The 15,808-nt window shown below is 31.8% G+C and carries 17 protein-coding genes; 3 read left to right on the top strand and 14 right to left on the bottom strand.

Features of this window, described 5'->3' with window-relative positions; genetic code table 11:
- Window positions 1–109: 109 nt before the first annotated feature.
- The 5 genes from QPK35_RS00345 to QPK35_RS00325 all read right to left on the bottom strand — a co-directional run bounded on the left by QPK35_RS00345 (window position 110) and on the right by QPK35_RS00325 (window position 3,991).
- The gene (locus QPK35_RS00345; protein WP_290033501.1) at window positions 110–934 is read right to left on the bottom strand and encodes a DNA/RNA non-specific endonuclease; all 825 of its coding nucleotides are present in this window, start codon (window positions 932–934) and stop codon (window positions 110–112) included.
- 103 nt (window positions 935–1,037) lie between these two features.
- Entirely contained in the window at window positions 1,038–1,256 is a 219-nt protein-coding gene (locus QPK35_RS00340) for an LBP_cg2779 family protein (RefSeq protein ID WP_290033500.1), read from the bottom strand.
- 75 nt (window positions 1,257–1,331) lie between these two features.
- Entirely contained in the window at window positions 1,332–2,933 is a 1,602-nt protein-coding gene (gene pyrG / locus QPK35_RS00335) for a CTP synthase (protein WP_290033499.1), read from the bottom strand.
- Window positions 2,934–3,092: 159 nt separating this feature from the next.
- Complete coding sequence (rpoE, locus tag QPK35_RS00330) at window positions 3,093–3,632, bottom strand: DNA-directed RNA polymerase subunit delta (RefSeq protein WP_290033498.1); 540 nt, start codon at window positions 3,630–3,632, stop codon at window positions 3,093–3,095.
- Between the two features lie 44 nt (window positions 3,633–3,676).
- Window positions 3,677–3,991 carry a YwiB family protein gene (locus QPK35_RS00325; RefSeq protein WP_290033497.1) on the bottom strand — a complete coding sequence of 105 codons (315 nt, stop codon included), beginning with the start codon at window positions 3,989–3,991 and terminating at the stop codon, window positions 3,677–3,679.
- Window positions 3,992–4,258: 267 nt separating this feature from the next.
- On the opposite strand from QPK35_RS00325, the gene QPK35_RS00320 reads away from it, so the two are divergent.
- On the top strand, window positions 4,259–5,629 hold the full coding sequence (locus tag QPK35_RS00320; RefSeq protein WP_290033496.1) for an HD domain-containing protein: 1,371 nt from the start codon (window positions 4,259–4,261) through the stop codon (window positions 5,627–5,629).
- A gap of 42 nt (window positions 5,630–5,671) precedes the next feature.
- Here the strand turns inward: QPK35_RS00320 and QPK35_RS00315 are convergent, their stop codons facing one another.
- The 3 genes from QPK35_RS00315 to nagB all read right to left on the bottom strand — a co-directional run bounded on the left by QPK35_RS00315 (window position 5,672) and on the right by nagB (window position 8,367).
- Complete coding sequence (locus QPK35_RS00315) at window positions 5,672–6,430, bottom strand: YibE/F family protein (RefSeq protein WP_290033495.1); 759 nt, start codon at window positions 6,428–6,430, stop codon at window positions 5,672–5,674.
- Complete coding sequence (locus QPK35_RS00310; RefSeq protein ID WP_290033494.1) at window positions 6,415–7,527, bottom strand: YibE/F family protein; 1,113 nt, start codon at window positions 7,525–7,527, stop codon at window positions 6,415–6,417. Before QPK35_RS00310 ends, QPK35_RS00315 begins: the two co-directional genes overlap by 16 nt.
- Window positions 7,528–7,656: 129 nt before the next feature.
- Window positions 7,657–8,367, bottom strand: a complete 711-nt coding sequence (nagB, locus tag QPK35_RS00305; protein ID WP_290033493.1) for a glucosamine-6-phosphate deaminase — start codon at window positions 8,365–8,367, stop codon at window positions 7,657–7,659.
- A gap of 131 nt (window positions 8,368–8,498) precedes the next feature.
- Here nagB and QPK35_RS00300 point away from each other — a divergent pair, with 131 nt between their 5' ends.
- On the top strand, window positions 8,499–8,741 hold the full coding sequence (locus QPK35_RS00300; RefSeq protein WP_290033492.1) for a hypothetical protein: 243 nt from the start codon (window positions 8,499–8,501) through the stop codon (window positions 8,739–8,741).
- A gap of 55 nt (window positions 8,742–8,796) precedes the next feature.
- Here QPK35_RS00300 and QPK35_RS00295 read toward each other — a convergent pair whose 3' ends face one another.
- The 3 genes from QPK35_RS00295 to purR all read right to left on the bottom strand — a co-directional run bounded on the left by QPK35_RS00295 (window position 8,797) and on the right by purR (window position 12,325).
- Window positions 8,797–9,789, bottom strand: coding sequence for a ribose-phosphate diphosphokinase (locus tag QPK35_RS00295; protein WP_290033491.1), 993 nt, complete (start codon window positions 9,787–9,789; stop codon window positions 8,797–8,799).
- 73 nt (window positions 9,790–9,862) lie between these two features.
- Window positions 9,863–11,272, bottom strand: a complete 1,410-nt coding sequence (glmU, locus tag QPK35_RS00290; protein ID WP_290033490.1) for a bifunctional UDP-N-acetylglucosamine diphosphorylase/glucosamine-1-phosphate N-acetyltransferase GlmU — start codon at window positions 11,270–11,272, stop codon at window positions 9,863–9,865.
- Window positions 11,273–11,443: 171 nt separating this feature from the next.
- Window positions 11,444–12,325 (bottom strand): pur operon repressor, encoded by an 882-nt coding sequence (gene purR / locus QPK35_RS00285; RefSeq protein WP_290033489.1) that lies wholly within the window; start codon window positions 12,323–12,325, stop codon window positions 11,444–11,446.
- 347 nt (window positions 12,326–12,672) lie between these two features.
- On the opposite strand from purR, the gene ispE reads away from it, so the two are divergent.
- Complete coding sequence (ispE, locus tag QPK35_RS00280; RefSeq protein ID WP_290033488.1) at window positions 12,673–13,539, top strand: 4-(cytidine 5'-diphospho)-2-C-methyl-D-erythritol kinase; 867 nt, start codon at window positions 12,673–12,675, stop codon at window positions 13,537–13,539.
- 49 nt (window positions 13,540–13,588) lie between these two features.
- Here the strand turns inward: ispE and QPK35_RS00275 are convergent, their stop codons facing one another.
- The 3 genes from QPK35_RS00275 to rsmA all read right to left on the bottom strand — a co-directional run bounded on the left by QPK35_RS00275 (window position 13,589) and on the right by rsmA (window position 15,804).
- On the bottom strand, window positions 13,589–14,434 hold the full coding sequence (locus QPK35_RS00275; protein ID WP_290033487.1) for an alpha/beta hydrolase: 846 nt from the start codon (window positions 14,432–14,434) through the stop codon (window positions 13,589–13,591).
- An 87-nt stretch (window positions 14,435–14,521) separates the two neighbouring features.
- Complete coding sequence (locus QPK35_RS00270) at window positions 14,522–14,824, bottom strand: Veg family protein (RefSeq protein ID WP_290033486.1); 303 nt, start codon at window positions 14,822–14,824, stop codon at window positions 14,522–14,524.
- Between the two features lie 101 nt (window positions 14,825–14,925).
- Entirely contained in the window at window positions 14,926–15,804 is an 879-nt protein-coding gene (rsmA, locus tag QPK35_RS00265; protein WP_290033485.1) for a 16S rRNA (adenine(1518)-N(6)/adenine(1519)-N(6))-dimethyltransferase RsmA, read from the bottom strand.
- Between the last annotated feature and the right edge of the window lie 4 nt (window positions 15,805–15,808).

Raw genomic sequence — 15,808 nt, 5'->3', positions numbered from 1 at the left:
TCACTCTTATTACAAATTATATACCGTACTATTATCTACTATAGACGTATCACTTTTTATAATACAAGATACCTAATTGGGTTTCAATTATTTTTAAATAATATTAGTATTAATTTTTTGTAGCGTAACCTGTTTCATAATTAATTTTAATATTAGTCTGTACATTAGGAACAAATACATTAAATTCTAATGAACCATCTGAAGATTTAGCTTCAAGATGTGCTCCAGATGGGATTACATTATTGCCATCATAAACATCTGTTACTCGATAACGTACTTGCTTATTTTGATCTAATGCTTTTCGTACTAGACCTTCATAATAATTTTGGCCTGTTGAATTTTTACTACGAGCTTCATTTGCCCACGCTGTCTGCGTTGCAATATTAGCCTCATTTGATTCTGATGCATTAAATCCACGAACTCCCCCAACTAGTGCATAACCTAATAAATGACCACGATCATATGCATGTTTATATTCTCCAGGAAGATTCGTCAATTGATGAAATCCCTTTGGTTTCCAACTTGTTCGACCATTTCCTGTTTTTTCACGACTCTTATATTGACGCGAAGTCTTATTTAACCATGCATTACCAATATGTGCTCGTCCCAATTCATCTACTTCATTCACTGCATAAGGGGCACTTGAAATATGAGCATTCAAATCATTTTTATTATTATTAATAATAAATGCACCATGACCATTATATACAATCGAATTACCTAATTGTTTTTTTACATTATCTGTTAAAACACTTGACGCTAATTCTTTGTTAGGAGTATTTTGACTTGTTTTTACGTTTTGTGAATATCCTAAATTAATATTTGAGAACTGTCCTGTAGCTCTTCCACCACATAAAACAATTAATATTGCAGTTAAAATAGTAATAATTGTTTGTGCAGGTGTTACTTTTTGTTTCTTTTTTCGCTTTGCCATTATAAACTTCCTTCCTACGTATAAAAATACCTAATGCCAAATAAAAGAGTTTGTAAAGCTCTATTATGAAAAGCTTTGCAAACTCTTAAAGTAAGTTAAGTAATTACATTTCATCGTCACTTGTTACAGGTTTTTCATCGGCCAATAATTCTTGTAATTCTTCATACTCTTGTGGATTCACTTGAGCTTGGCCAACTTTGATCGCATGAATTCTCTCAACGGAAAAATGGCTTGTTAATGCTAGTTCGGCATCTGTCAAATGATATTTTTCTTGATATTTAACGATTTCCTCAGCAAGATGTCCTAATTTTTTCTCTTTCATTAGTATCGCCTCCGTTTCACTATCTCACTTAACTTAAGAATAGCATACTTAAATGAATTCGTAAGCAAATAACGCTTATTGATTTTCATGTGCAGCTTTAACAAAAGCAGCAAATAAACCTTCTGGGCGTTGTGGACGTGATAAGAATTCTGGGTGATATTGTGATGCAACGAAGAATTTATTTTCTGGAATTTCAATAATTTCAACAAGACGGTTGTCAGGTGAAGTTCCTGAAATTACCATTCCCTTTTCAGCAAATGCTTCCCGATACTCATTATTAAATTCATAACGGTGACGGTGACGTTCTTGAATTACATCTTGATTATTATATGCTTTAGCAGCCATAGTATCAGGACGAAGTTTGCATGGATATGCACCTAAACGTTGTGTATTTCCCATTTCTTCTACATCTTCTTGTGCTGCCATTAAATCAATAATCTTATGTGGTGCATCTGGATTTACTTCACCTGTTGTAGCATCTTCAATTCCTAATACATCACGTGCAAATTCAATACTTGCCATTTGCATTCCTAAACATACACCTAAGAATGGAACATCGTTTTCGCGAGCATAACGAATAGCTTGAATCATACCTTCTAAGCCACGAGAACCATATCCACCAGGCACAATGATTCCGTCATAATCTTTAAGTTTTTCAGCAACATTTTCTTCATTAATTGTTTCAGCATCAAAGTATTCAATTTCAACATTTGAATTAACTTGATATCCTGCATGACGAAGAGCTTCATTAACTGAAATATATGCATCTGGCAATTGAGTATATTTACCAACAAGTGCAATCTTCACTGTACCTTGTAAATTACGTACACGATCTACTAATTCTTTCCATTCAGTCATATCAGCTTCTGGTGTATCTAAATGTAATTTTTGACACACAATATCATCCATATGTTGAGCTTGTAAGTTCAATGGAATTTGATATAATGTATCAACATCACGTGATTCAATAACTGATTCAGGATCAACATCACAGAAATTAGCAATCTTATCACGAATAGCTTGTGAAACTGGCTTTTCTGTTCTTAATACTAATAAGTTAGGTTGAATACCTACGCTTCTTAATTCTTTAACACTATGTTGTGTAGGTTTTGTTTTCATTTCTCCAGCAGCCTTTAAGTATGGCAATAATGTTGTGTGAATATAAATAACATTATCTGCACCAACTTCTGCTTTCATTTGACGTAATGCTTCTAAAAATGGAAGTGATTCAATATCACCAACTGTTCCACCAATTTCAGTAATAACAACATCTGCATCTGTAACTGTACCTGCACGCATGATTTTTTCTTTAATCATGTTTGTAATGTGTGGAATTACTTGAACAGTTTTTCCAAGATAGTCACCATGACGTTCTTTTTTCAAAACTTCAGAATAAACTTTTCCAGTAGTTACATTAGAATATTTATTTAAATTAATGTCAATAAAACGTTCATAATGGCCAAGGTCTAAGTCAGTTTCTGTACCATCATCAGTAACGAAAACTTCACCATGTTGATATGGACTCATAGTTCCTGGATCCACATTGATGTAAGGATCAAATTTTTGAATTGTAACTTTTAATCCACGGTTTTTCAATAAGCGTCCTAATGAAGCTGCTACAATTCCTTTTCCAAGTGATGAAACAACACCACCAGTAACAAATATATACTTGGTCATTGTTAAAACTCCTTTAAATAAAAATTATTGCTTTTACGGGGAAATATAAAAAACAACAAGCTCCCTATTCATATTGAATAGGGAGCTTATTTCCGTTCAAATGGCTCTTCCGAGCGCCCATATAAGATTTTACTCAATCATTACATGTACGTCAAGTCTTTATTCGTCTTCGTCATCTGAAAATTCGTTTAATTGACCTTCAATACCATCTGGCAATTCATCTTCTGGATCATCACCATCATCCATATTATCAAGATCACTTTGATAATCTTTTAATTCTTGACGGTGATTGTTGTCATCATCAAAATCATTATCTTCTGGATCATCATTATCGTAATCAATTACATCGTCATCATTATTTGTATCTAAGAAAGCATTAACTTTCTTTTGTTGGTGTTGTTGTGAACCTTCTTCTTCAGAATGAACAAGAGCTTCATCGATTGATTCATATGGATACCATGAACGTAATGCCCACATATTATCTCCAAGTGAGATAAAACTGCCATCGATATTTAAATCTGTATAAAACTGTGGTAATCTCTCACGAATTTCTTCATCACTTTTACCAAGGAAATTTTGAACCGCATTTGTTAAATCGGCAAATGCCATGGGTTCTCCTTTTTCATGCAAAATCTCACGTGAAACTTCAATCATTGATAATTCGTTTTTATTCATACCTTCGAATTTTTCAAGCCCCAATATGGTACACGTCCTTTCAGCAGTTTACTTCTCATCATACAATATTATGCACTAAATTGCAATCTAATTTTATAATCTCCTAAAAATGCTTCTCCATTATATAATTCATAATCAATATTCAAATTCCCACAAATAGTATTTTCATCATCTAAAACACTATTAATCGCACGAGTTACAACACTCATTGGAACATTTCCGTATGGAGTATGATACAATGTTTGATTTGTTTTTTCTAATTCAAATCGCAAGTGCATTCTATGTTGTCCCATTTTACGAGTTAGTTGCACTATTCCCGAATTTTCAATTTTAAATGTAACCTTAGCTTCTTCATTATCTGGAAGCTTTTCAGTATATCGCAAATAAAATGCATTATTTAATTGAATTAGTTGGCCTTCAAAATCTTCTATCTTCTACATATCGTTCAACTTCTCCATTTTGTTTATGAATTGTTTCGACATGAATTTTAACTTTATACTCATTATTTGATGACATTGAATCACTCCCTTCTAACTTACATAGTAGTCTTAAGTTAATCTATTACTAAAATGCGTTATAATACTAAATAATATAATAATACAACAAATTTTAACTAATGACTTTAATTAATAACAATAAATTTATTTTCAATGAAAGAAGAGATTACTATTAACCATTATAATGACCAATTATTACCAATGGAAAAAGTGCTTCGCGATCCAATCCACAACTATATTTACATTCAACATAAAGTGATTCTAGATTTGATCAATACACGTGAATTTCAGCGGCTTCGTCGTATTAAGCAATTAGGAACAACCAGCTATACCTTTCATGGAGCAGAACATTCTCGCTTTGGCCACTCTGTCGGTGTTTATGAAATAGCACGTAAAATTTGTGACTTATTTCAACGAAATTATTCCTCCAAAACATCTGATGATGGTCTTTGGAATGATGAAGACCGATTAGTAGCACTTTGTGCAGCTTTACTGCATGATGTTGGTCACGGAGCATATTCCCATACATTTGAACATATTTTTGAGACTGATCATGAAAAAATGACACAGTTAATTATCACTTCTCCTGAAACTGAAATTAATCAAGTTTTAAAACAAGTAAGTGATGACTTTCCTCAAAAAGTTGCTAGTGTAATTGCTAAAACATATCCTAATAAACAAATTGTTCAAATGATTTCTAGTCAAATTGACGCTGATCGCATGGATTATTTATTACGGGATTCATATTTCACTGGAACTAATTACGGAAACTTTGATTTAAATCGTATTTTACGCGTTATGCGGCCATATAAGGATGGAATTGCATTTAATTTTAGTGGCATGCACGCAGTTGAAGATTATGTTGTTAGTCGTTTTCAAATGTATCAACAAGTCTATTTCCATCCAGTTTCACGATCAATGGAAGTCATTTTGAACTCACTTTTAAAGCGTGCTAAATATTTATATGAACAACACAAATTACCACAAAATTATGCCTTTGAAATGCTAAAGCCTTTTTTTGATAATGACTTTACACTTGATGATTATCTAAGTTTAGATGATGGCATTTTAAATACTTGTTTTAGTATTTGGAGTCACTGTGACGACCAAATTTTAAAAGACTTATCATCACGTTTCTTGAACCGCAAGCCATTGAAATCAGTAAAAGTTAATCTTCAAACCCGTGAACTTTTGCCTAAATTAAAAATGTTAATCGAAGAAGCTGGATTTGATCCTGTGTACTATTCAGCAACAAATGATAGTTTTGATCTTCCTTATGACTCCTATAATCCTAATTCTAAGAAACCTCAAACTCAAATAGAGTTGATGCAAAGCGATGGTTCCTTAGTTGAACTTTCTTCAGTAAGTGAATTAGTAAGTTCAATTAGTGGAAAAATTTTAGGTGATGAACGCTTCTTCTTTCCAAAAGAAATGCTTGCTAAGGGAAATCAACTGGAAATTTTCACCCCAGTATATCAAGAATTTGAAAATTACCTTCATAATGATCGTTTAATTTTTCCATAATCATAATTAAAATAAAAAGAGACTATAAAATATAGTCTCTTTTTATTTACTTGTTTTTTTGTCTAATTTATGTGCCATTAGATATGTTGTAATTACAATTACTGCAATAACTGCCACTGCAGAATACAAAACCAACATACACTCTGAAACAAATATTTTAGAGTTTAAATAATATCCTGGACTTGCATGTAACTTACTTAACAAAACAAATAGCGCTAAATCACTACCAAACATTCCAAAAAATAAAGTATTAAATGTCATTCCCATAATTTGAGAACCAATGTTACTTCCACTTTCAAAAAGTTCTTTTTTAGTAATATGAGAATTTTGTTCAATAATTTCTTCTAAGCCACTTGCAATTGCAATTGCTGCTTCCGCAATTGCACCTAATGTACTTAAAATTGCAGTTGAAATTGCTAATTGTTCAAAATTAACTCCAATCAATAAATTAAAAGCTTCAATTTCCTCTGATTCTTCCATTGAAAATCCTTTAATTTGAGCAAAATGATCAATTGGAATAATCAAAATAAGCATAATTGCTAAAACAATTAATGTTGCAATAAATGCAACATTAGCAGAATGTTCATCTTTATCGCCCATATAAATAGTAATTGCTAAAATACAAATACCTGCAAATAAAGATACTCCTAAAGGAGGAAAACCACTTGAAATTAATATTACTGTTAAAAATAAAATAATAAAATTCATCAATACACTAAAGAAAGAGGATATTCCCTGTTTTCCACCAAAAATCGTCATTAAAATTCCTAATACAATCGTTAGTGCTAAGATTGAGGACATTTTTTATTCCTCCTTCCTAAAAAGCGTGAGCATAAGAAACTAGCTGATGGGATTACCAATGTAATTCCAATTCCGCTAATTAGAGCTTGTGCAACCCCTAAAGCCATTGCCCACTCAAAGGTATATGCATAAGTATTTCCAGTTCTAAAATACAATACTGCAATAGCAAAAGTTTCAGCAAAGAAAATCATTAATAAAACATTAATTAGTGGCCCCATGATTGCATGCCCAACTTCTTGACCAGACTTATATAGTTGTTTTGCAGAAATTTCTGGTTGTTTTCGCTTCATTTCGAATAAAGTCGACACAATATCAGTTGCTGCATCCATTACTGCTCCTAAAAGACCAATTACAGTTGCTGATAAAAATAATTGTTGTGGTTCTTGCGTTGCAAAATCCAACGCTTCATAATGAATTCCTTGATTACCTGTTAAGTATAATATCAATATCCCTAATATCAAAGCCACAGTTGTACCGAAAACAATAGATAGGAAAGAAACTAAACATTGTTTGTTCCAACCAATTACCAAGACTAACGAGAGCCCAGTAAATATTATGGCACTAGTAGCAAACAACCAGAAAAAGTTTGTAAAGTCATAACTAACATCAATTTCAACAAAAATCAGAAAAATGATAAAGTTCATTATCACACTTAATAATGTTCTTAATCCCTTCACATGCATAAACACATAAAGTAAAACGGTTACTAACCAAACAAGCATTATTAGATATGTATCTCGCTTATAATGTGAAATGTTAGCTGTTAACTTCTTTTTATGATGATGGATATTTAAAAATACCTGTTGACCTTCATGATATTTTTGATCATATGCACCTGATTTCGAAAACTCATTCTGTGCGGTAACAATTTTTCCTTTATTTTTCCCATTAAGAACTTTTAAAGTTAAAATCTGTTGTGTTGTCTCATCTTTATTTTGATATGGATCTTCTGTCTCAACTGGCTCTTCATTTTTTACATTAATCACTTCTGCAATGCTTTGTTTATAAAGAAAAGCATCGTGAGTCGTAAACATCCAAAGAATAATACCACTCAATGCAATTAATATACCAGAAAATATTACTTTTCTTCTTTGCATAAAATCACCTCAAATAAATCAACTTTAACAATACCATTCATCCCATAAATTTAAAAGAAAAAAACATAAAAATACCCAATATAAATTAAAAATTTTACATTTCATTTATATCGGGTATTTTGGTTATATCTATTTTTTCTCTAACAATGATGCAGCAAGTTTATCTAAAATAATTGTTACGTCGGGATGATTTTGTAATACACTTGCAGGAACGTCCGTTGTAATAGGACCTTCTACCATTGCCTTTACTGCTTGCGCTTTTTGCTTACCATATGCTTCCAGTAAAATATGTTTAGCTTTCATTATCAAACCGATTCCCATCGAATATGCTTCTTTAGGAACTTCATTTTCATTATCAAAAAATCGTGCGTTCGCATCAATAGTTGATTGCGTTAATTTAATACGATTTGTTTTAGAATCAAATGGTGTTCCTGGTTCATTAAATCCAATATGTCCATTTCTTCCTAATCCTAATAATTGCAAATCAATAGGATTATCGGCAATGATTTGATTATATCTTTTAATTTCATTTTCTGTATTCAAGTTAGTTCCATCCGGAATATATGAGTGTTTAAAGGGTTTATAACTAAATAAGTGTTCTTGCATATAATAGTGATAACTTTGTGGATTATCTGCACTTAATCCAACGTACTCATCTAAGTTAATTGAGACATCATCAGAAAAATCTAAATCACTTTTACAAATTTCTTTGTATGTTGTAATCGGAGTACTTCCAGTCGCTAATCCAAAAACTTTAGCTCCATTTGCTTTAGCTTTTTGGAATCTCTTTAATCCTTGTTTACCACCATCAATTGGATCTTTAACGATAATGATTTTCATGGTAATTCCCCCACATTTTTTTGGTATAGTCCAATTATACAATGGACTATACCATTTTTCAACTGAAGCCCCTTATACTTCTAATAATAAATTTGTCTATGATAAAATATAGATATAGAGGGGTGATTAAAATGAGTATGAATGAAGATGTTTTCTTTAACCCAGGACAATCGATTGCAAGTGATTATGATTATAACAAAGCCTATATAGCAGCTCAGGTTTATCATCAAAAAGTTGAAAAACCTGTGTTAGTCGTAAAAGAAGAAAACGATAAACCATACATCGTATTTGATGAAAAAGCAGCAATTGAAGAAGAATATAAAGAAAAGCAACACGCAAAATCGTATAAGATTATCGAAAGAATTGATGACTAATTAAATTAATTTAAGCAAAAAAAGAAGCTGTAATAATTTACAGCTTCTTTTTTAATTAGTCTTCATTTGGTGTTGAATCTGAACGAAAACGATTCTTAAACAATGGACTAACTGGTTTATTTTCATGAATTCTACGAATAGCATCACCGATAAGTGGACCAACTGAAACTTGTGTCAATTTATCGATTTGCTTTTCTTCTGGAATTTGAATTGAATCCGTTACAATGATTTTCTTAATTGGAGACTTATCTAACCGTTCAATTGCTGGACCTGATAATACTGGGTGAGTTGCACAGGCATAAACTTCTTTTGCACCAGCATCCATTAATGCTTGTGATGCTAAAGTAATTGTACCAGCTGTATCGATCATATCATCAATAATAATGCAACGCTTGTTATCAACCGAACCAATAATATTCATGATTTCTGCCACATTTGCTTTAGGACGTCGCTTGTCGATAATTGCAATTGGAGCTTTTAAGAACTCAGCCAACTTACGTGCACGTGTAACTCCACCATGATCAGGTGAAACAACTACTGCATCTTTTTCTAAGTTATTCTTTAAGAAATAATCAGCTAATAATGGTGCACCCATTAAATGATCAACAGGAATATCAAAGAATCCTTGAATTTGAGCTGCATGTAAATCAAGTACAATCACACGATCAGCACCTGCTTTTTCTAACATATCAGCTACTAACTTAGCAGTAATTGGTTCACGAGAGCGAGCTTTTCGATCTTGTCGTGCATAACCATAATATGGAATTACTACGTTAATTGTTGAAGCACTTGCTCGACGCAATGCATCAATCATAATTAACAATTCCATCAAGTTATCGTTAACAGGAGCTGAAGTTGATTGAATAATAAAAATTTCATCACCACGGATACTTTCTTCAATGTTAATCCGAATTTCTCCATCACTAAAACGATCTACAGATGTCTTACCAAGGGGTACTCCAACAGCATCTGCAATTTTCTTTGCTAACGGTTTGTTTGAATTCAAAGCAAAAATTTTTACTTTTGAACTATAACTTTGTTCAGCCATGATTGCCTCCAATAATGATTATTCTATTAATATATTATTAATTTATCTTCTTAAAAGCAAGCTAAAATCATAATTATTTATTATTTTCTGCCTTTTCAATCTTTTTTGCTGCTTCAGCAACAGGATATTTATCATAATAGCCTTCTTTATTTACTTGGCGGCCACGTCCAATTCCCATTGCATGAGGAGGAACATCATTTGTAATTGTTGAGCCTGCAGCAACATATGCATGATCACCAATTTCTAATGGAGCAACTAAATTAGCACCACTTCCGATAAATGAGAAGTCGCCAACATTAGTATGATGCTTGTTCATTCCATCGTAATTAATAAAGATTGTTCCACATCCAACATTAATCTCTTTACCTAAAGTTGCATCTCCAACATATGTCAAATGACCAACTTTAGTATCTTTGCCGATTTGTGCTTTCTTAACTTCTACAAAGTTTCCAATATGAACATTTTCACCAATATCTGCTAATGGGCGTAAATGACTGTATGGCCCAATATTAGAATTTTTATGCATTGTGGATTGTTCTAAGTATGAAGTTGTTACTGTCACACCATCTTCAATTACACAATCAATGATTTGAGAATGAGCACCAATTGTACAATCTTCACCAATTACAGTCTTACCCTTTAATTGAACACCTGGTTCGATGATTGTATCTGCACCGATTTGTACATCAGCATCAATGTATGTATTTTCTGGATCAATGATTGTTACACCATTTCTCATATGTTGTTCATTAATACGTTTTTGCATAATTTTAGTAGCTTTTGATAATGCAACACGATCATTAACACCCATTGATTCATTAAAGTCATTCATTTGATATGCACCGATTTTTTCATTTTGACTTTGCAAAATACCAATTACATCTGGTAAGTAGTATTCACCTTGTGCATTGTCATTATTAATTTGATGAAGTGTTTCAAATAATTTTTTATTATCAAAAACATATACACCTGTATTAATTTCACTAACTTTTGCTTCTTCAGGTGTTGCATCTTTTTGTTCAACGATTTTTTCAACTTCGCCGTCAAAATTACGAATTACTCGTCCATAACCAAATGGATTATCTGTCTTAGCTGTTAACACAGTTGCTGCATCATGATTCTTTTCGTGATATTCAAATAACTTATCAAATGTTTTGGCTGTAAATAATGGAGTATCACCACATACAACTAATGTCATACCATCTTTATCACCTAAAAAATCTTCAGCTTGCATTACAGCATGGCCTGTTCCTAATTGTTCAGCTTGTAAAGCATATTCTGTACGATTTCCAAGTGTTTCTTTTACTTTTTCTGCTCCATGACCAACAATTGTTAAAATTTGATCAACATCTTCTTTTTCAAGTTGTGATAATACATGATCAACCATTGCTTTACCACAAACTTGATGTAAAACTTTATATAATTTTGACTTCATTCGAGTACCTTGACCCGCAGCTAAAATAATTGCAAATCTTGATGTCATATAAATTCCTCATTCTTTAAATTTATCTTACTTAACGCCTAAATTTTAACTTAATTAATGCTGACTTTCAAACATAAATTGTATTTTTTAAGCCTAATTAATAATATTGTACTTTCAAAAGAAATTTATAAAATAAAAAGACGATACCTTATACCGATATCGCCCATATTTTTAATTAAAGAAATTTGTTTCTGCTCCTAAATCAACTTGTTCTTTTTTAGGATTAGCAAATACTCTTTCTAAGTAGTTACCAGCACTAACGTGAATAGAACCACCTGATTTATTTACATTATCAACATTTAATATTGAAGTATAATCGTCAACTAAACGTTTACCTTCATTAACTGACGTTTCAGCAAAAACAGTTACCCCAACAACTTCAGATTCAAATTCTTCAATCATTGAACGCATCCCATTAATTGTTCCGCCGCCTTTCATAAAGTCATCAACGATCAAAACATGTGATCCACGATCTAAACTACGTTTTGATAACTCCATTTTTTCAATTCTCTCACTTGAACCAGAAACATAGTTAACTGATACAGTTGAACCTTCTGTAATTTTTGAATCACGACGAACAATTACAAATGGAATATTTAAATAATATGCTACACTTTGTGCAATAGGAACACCCTTTGTAGCTACAGTCATAACAGCATCAATTTGACGACCAATGTATTCGCGCGCAATCATTCGTCCAATATGCCGTAAAACTTCAGGATCGCCTAACAAGTCAGATAAATAAACATATCCGCCAGGCAATAAACGACTTTCTTGAGAAAGTTCAGCTGCCATTTCCCAAACAAATTTTTCAGCTTCTTTTTCACCAATAGATGGAATAAAACGTGCTCCACCAGCGGCTCCTGGAATCGTCTCTAAAATTCCTAAACCACGTTGGGCAAAAGTTCTTTTGATGATTGACAAATCTTCACTAATTGATGACTTAGCTGATTCATAATGTTTTGCAAAATTAGTAAGTGAAACTAATTTGTGTGGATGATCTAAAAAATAGCTTGTCATATCAATTAGTCGCTCACTTCGACGTACTTTCATTTTAATATCCTCCAATTAATTTAATAACCCGTATCCTAAAATATTAACAATAAACTTGAATATCGTACAAATTTAACGCTATATATTATATATTAACATTATATATATCATTTAATTTTCGTTTTCAAGTAAACATTCGCTTTTAGAGTTGATGAAAATAAGCCTATCATTCTTTAAACAATTAGTCAACCCTAATTCCGTAAATTACTATTTATACATCATTAGCATATTTTATTGTGAATAAATTTTTAATAACTTTAACTAGTTTGACCATATATTTTCTATTTAAAATTCCCCTAAAAACAGATATAATTAAAAATAATTACTCTACTGAAATGAGGGATCAAATGGAGATTTTAGAAAAAGCTCCTGCAAAACTAAATTTAAGTTTAGACGCTTTATTTCGCCATTTAGATGGAGATCCTGAGTGGAAAATGGTTATGACTGCTATTGATTTAGCAGATTATGTATATCTTGATACTAACGACCAAACTAATGAAATTATTGTTCAAACTAATACTGGTTTCCTACCTCAAGATCGACGCAACCTAGCATATCAAGCTGCTAGAACCCTTCAAAAGAAATTTAATATAAACGCAGGAGTAACAATAACCATCGAAAAGAAAATTCCCGTTTCTGCTGGTATGGGCGGAGGATCAGCAGATGCTGGTGCTGTGTTACGTGGTTTAAATAAATTATGGAATTTAAACTTATCCTTACAAGAGTTAGCAGAAATTGGTCTTGAAATTGACTCTGATGTTCCTTTCTGCGTATATAGTTGCCCTGCTTTAGTTGAAGGTAAAGGTGAAAAAATCACTCCTATTGGCAGTTTAAATTCTCTATGGTTTGTCGTTGCTAAACCTCAAGCAAGTGTTTCAACTCCAAGCATTTTAAAACAAATTGATTTCTGCGAAATTCAACATCTCGATGTACAAAAAGTTGTTGATGCAATCCATAATCAAGATTGGAATTTACTTTTCCAAAGCATGGGAAATAGCTTAGAACCAATCACTACACAAAAATATCCAGAAATTACTAACATTAAAGAAAAAATGGTTAAATTTGGTGCACAAGTAGCGCAAATGAGTGGCACTGGCCCCACTGTTTTTGGTATCACTCAAACCGAATCTCGTGCACAACATATTTACAATAGTTTACGTGGATTCTGCAAAGAAGTATATCTTGTACGCCCATTTAATTTAACTAATCGCTAAAGTTAATAAAGAGACTATGCAATGCATAGTCTCTTTTAATTCGCAAATACTAATATAATAAATGTGCCACATATTTTAATACATTAACATTTTGATGCAATGCAGAATGCTTAATCCCCCTTATTTTTTTAGTCATACACGATGACCATTCGGGATTTAAAATACTCATCAAAAATTCAGATTGAACATTAGGAACTGACGTATCTGTATTATCCTTATAATCAGCCATTACATTATAAAACTTGATTTTTTTCACGGGATTCAATTCCTGATATTCATGTTTTAATTCTAAATATTCAGCATCTGTAATATTCCTTCTTTTTGCTTCTGCATAGGTTACATGATTGTTTGCCGCTTCATTTACTGGTACACCTAATAAGATGACCTTATTGAAAGCAATATTTCTTTGAATCCACTTATACTGTCCTAATGCGTGCAAAAATTCAGTTCCACCCCATGAATGTCCAACAACGTTTAATTCATTAATTCCATATTGATTATGCAAAACTTTTAATACACTCTTTAACCACTTTACTTGTGGATCATATGTAGGAGATAAATTCCAGTCAAATAATAATTGAATCAATGCATTCTTTTTATTTTTTACACTTCCAGTAACATGGACTTTTCCTGTTGGTGTTACATGAATTGTCATTGTCTTTTGAGCAATATTTTGTTTTTGATAATAATTTATCATTTTATTATAAGTATAATTGCTTCCACCATATCCATTTATTAAAAGTGTTGGCACATCAGAATATGTAATATTTTTACGCAATTGATTCATTCTCAAATCTTTTTGTGGACTTGGGACTAACAGAATTCCTTGTACTAAAATTGCAATTATTACTATTGAAATTAAAACTTTGAATAGTATTTTTAAAAACTTTTTCATCACTTAATCGGTCTTTTCTAACAAACAAAAAGCATCTGTGATATCTATTAATATCACAGATACTTTTATATTATTTTTAATTTAATTTTAAAAGTCTTCTGCATTCTCTACTAATTCTTCATTAGCAATTGTTCCACCTAGTAACCCAGCTTCTTGACCTTCAAATTCCACTAGAATATTTTTTGTCAATATGTCAGTGTAGCTATATGAAACACGTTCAACAGCACTTTCATCATGATCAAGTTCTACCACAAAAATAGAAGGAAAAGTCTCACTTAATATTCCTTTACGTTTAACGACCTTTTTTCTTCCAATATGCGATGTAACTGTCAAATTTTTTCCAATACAATTATCTAACATTGATTTGATTTTTGCTAAAGTGCTTGGCATATGTTTCATCCTCCCGTCATGGGTCATAGTATATCACAAAAAACAAAAAAACTCAATTTTACCACAAACTCCAAAACATATGCAAGAATGAAATGTTATTTCTAATCAAATTCTATTAATGCATTAGCCAAATCTATGAAATCATTAATTGTTAACTCTTCTGGACGTACTTTTTTATCAATTTCAACTTGCTTTAGGACTCTTTCAAGAGCTTCCTTGATTTCTTTTTTCTTACCATACATTCCTTGTAAATTATTCCATAAATTTTTTCTACGATGTGCAAAGCATCCCTTTACAACATTCATGAATTGTTTTTCATTAATTGGTGCCTTATCTCGTTTTTGTGGAATAAGTTTTACCACAGCTGAATCGATTTTTGGCTGTGGTACAAAAACAGTTTTAGGAACGATAAATGCAATTTCTGCATTAGTGTAGTATTGAACTGCAATTGACAAAGAACCATATTCCTTAGTTTTAGGTTGTGCAGTAAGCCGCTCTGCAACTTCTTTTTGCATCATAACTACAATTGAGTCAAATTTAATATCACTTTCCAATAAGTGCATAATAATTGGCGTAGTAATATAGTAAGGCAAGTTAGCAACCAATTTAATATGATGTTTTCCATCAAAATTTTCACTGATCAGCTTTGATAAGTCCGCCTTTAATACATCTTGATTTAAAACAGTAACATTAGAATATGGTGATAAAGTTTCTTCTAAAACAGGAATCAATCGTTCATCAATTTCTAATGCCATTACTTGGTGAGCTTCTTTTGCAATTTGTTCAGTTAAAGCACCAATTCCAGGACCAACTTCAATTACGTCATCATCAGCACTAACTTCAGCAGTAGAAACAATATGATGCAATATATTAATATCAGTTAAAAAGTTTTGACCTAAGCTTTTCTTAAAATCCAAGCCATAAGTTTCCATTATTGCTCTTGTCCGTGTTGGATTAGCAATTTCAATTTCATTCGTCATTAAT

It is taken from the genome of Ligilactobacillus cholophilus, from assembly GCF_030389495.1.
GTDB classification, from domain to species: Bacteria; Bacillota; Bacilli; order Lactobacillales; family Lactobacillaceae; genus Ligilactobacillus; species Ligilactobacillus cholophilus.
This window is presented reverse-complemented; position numbering and strand designations above follow the sequence as displayed.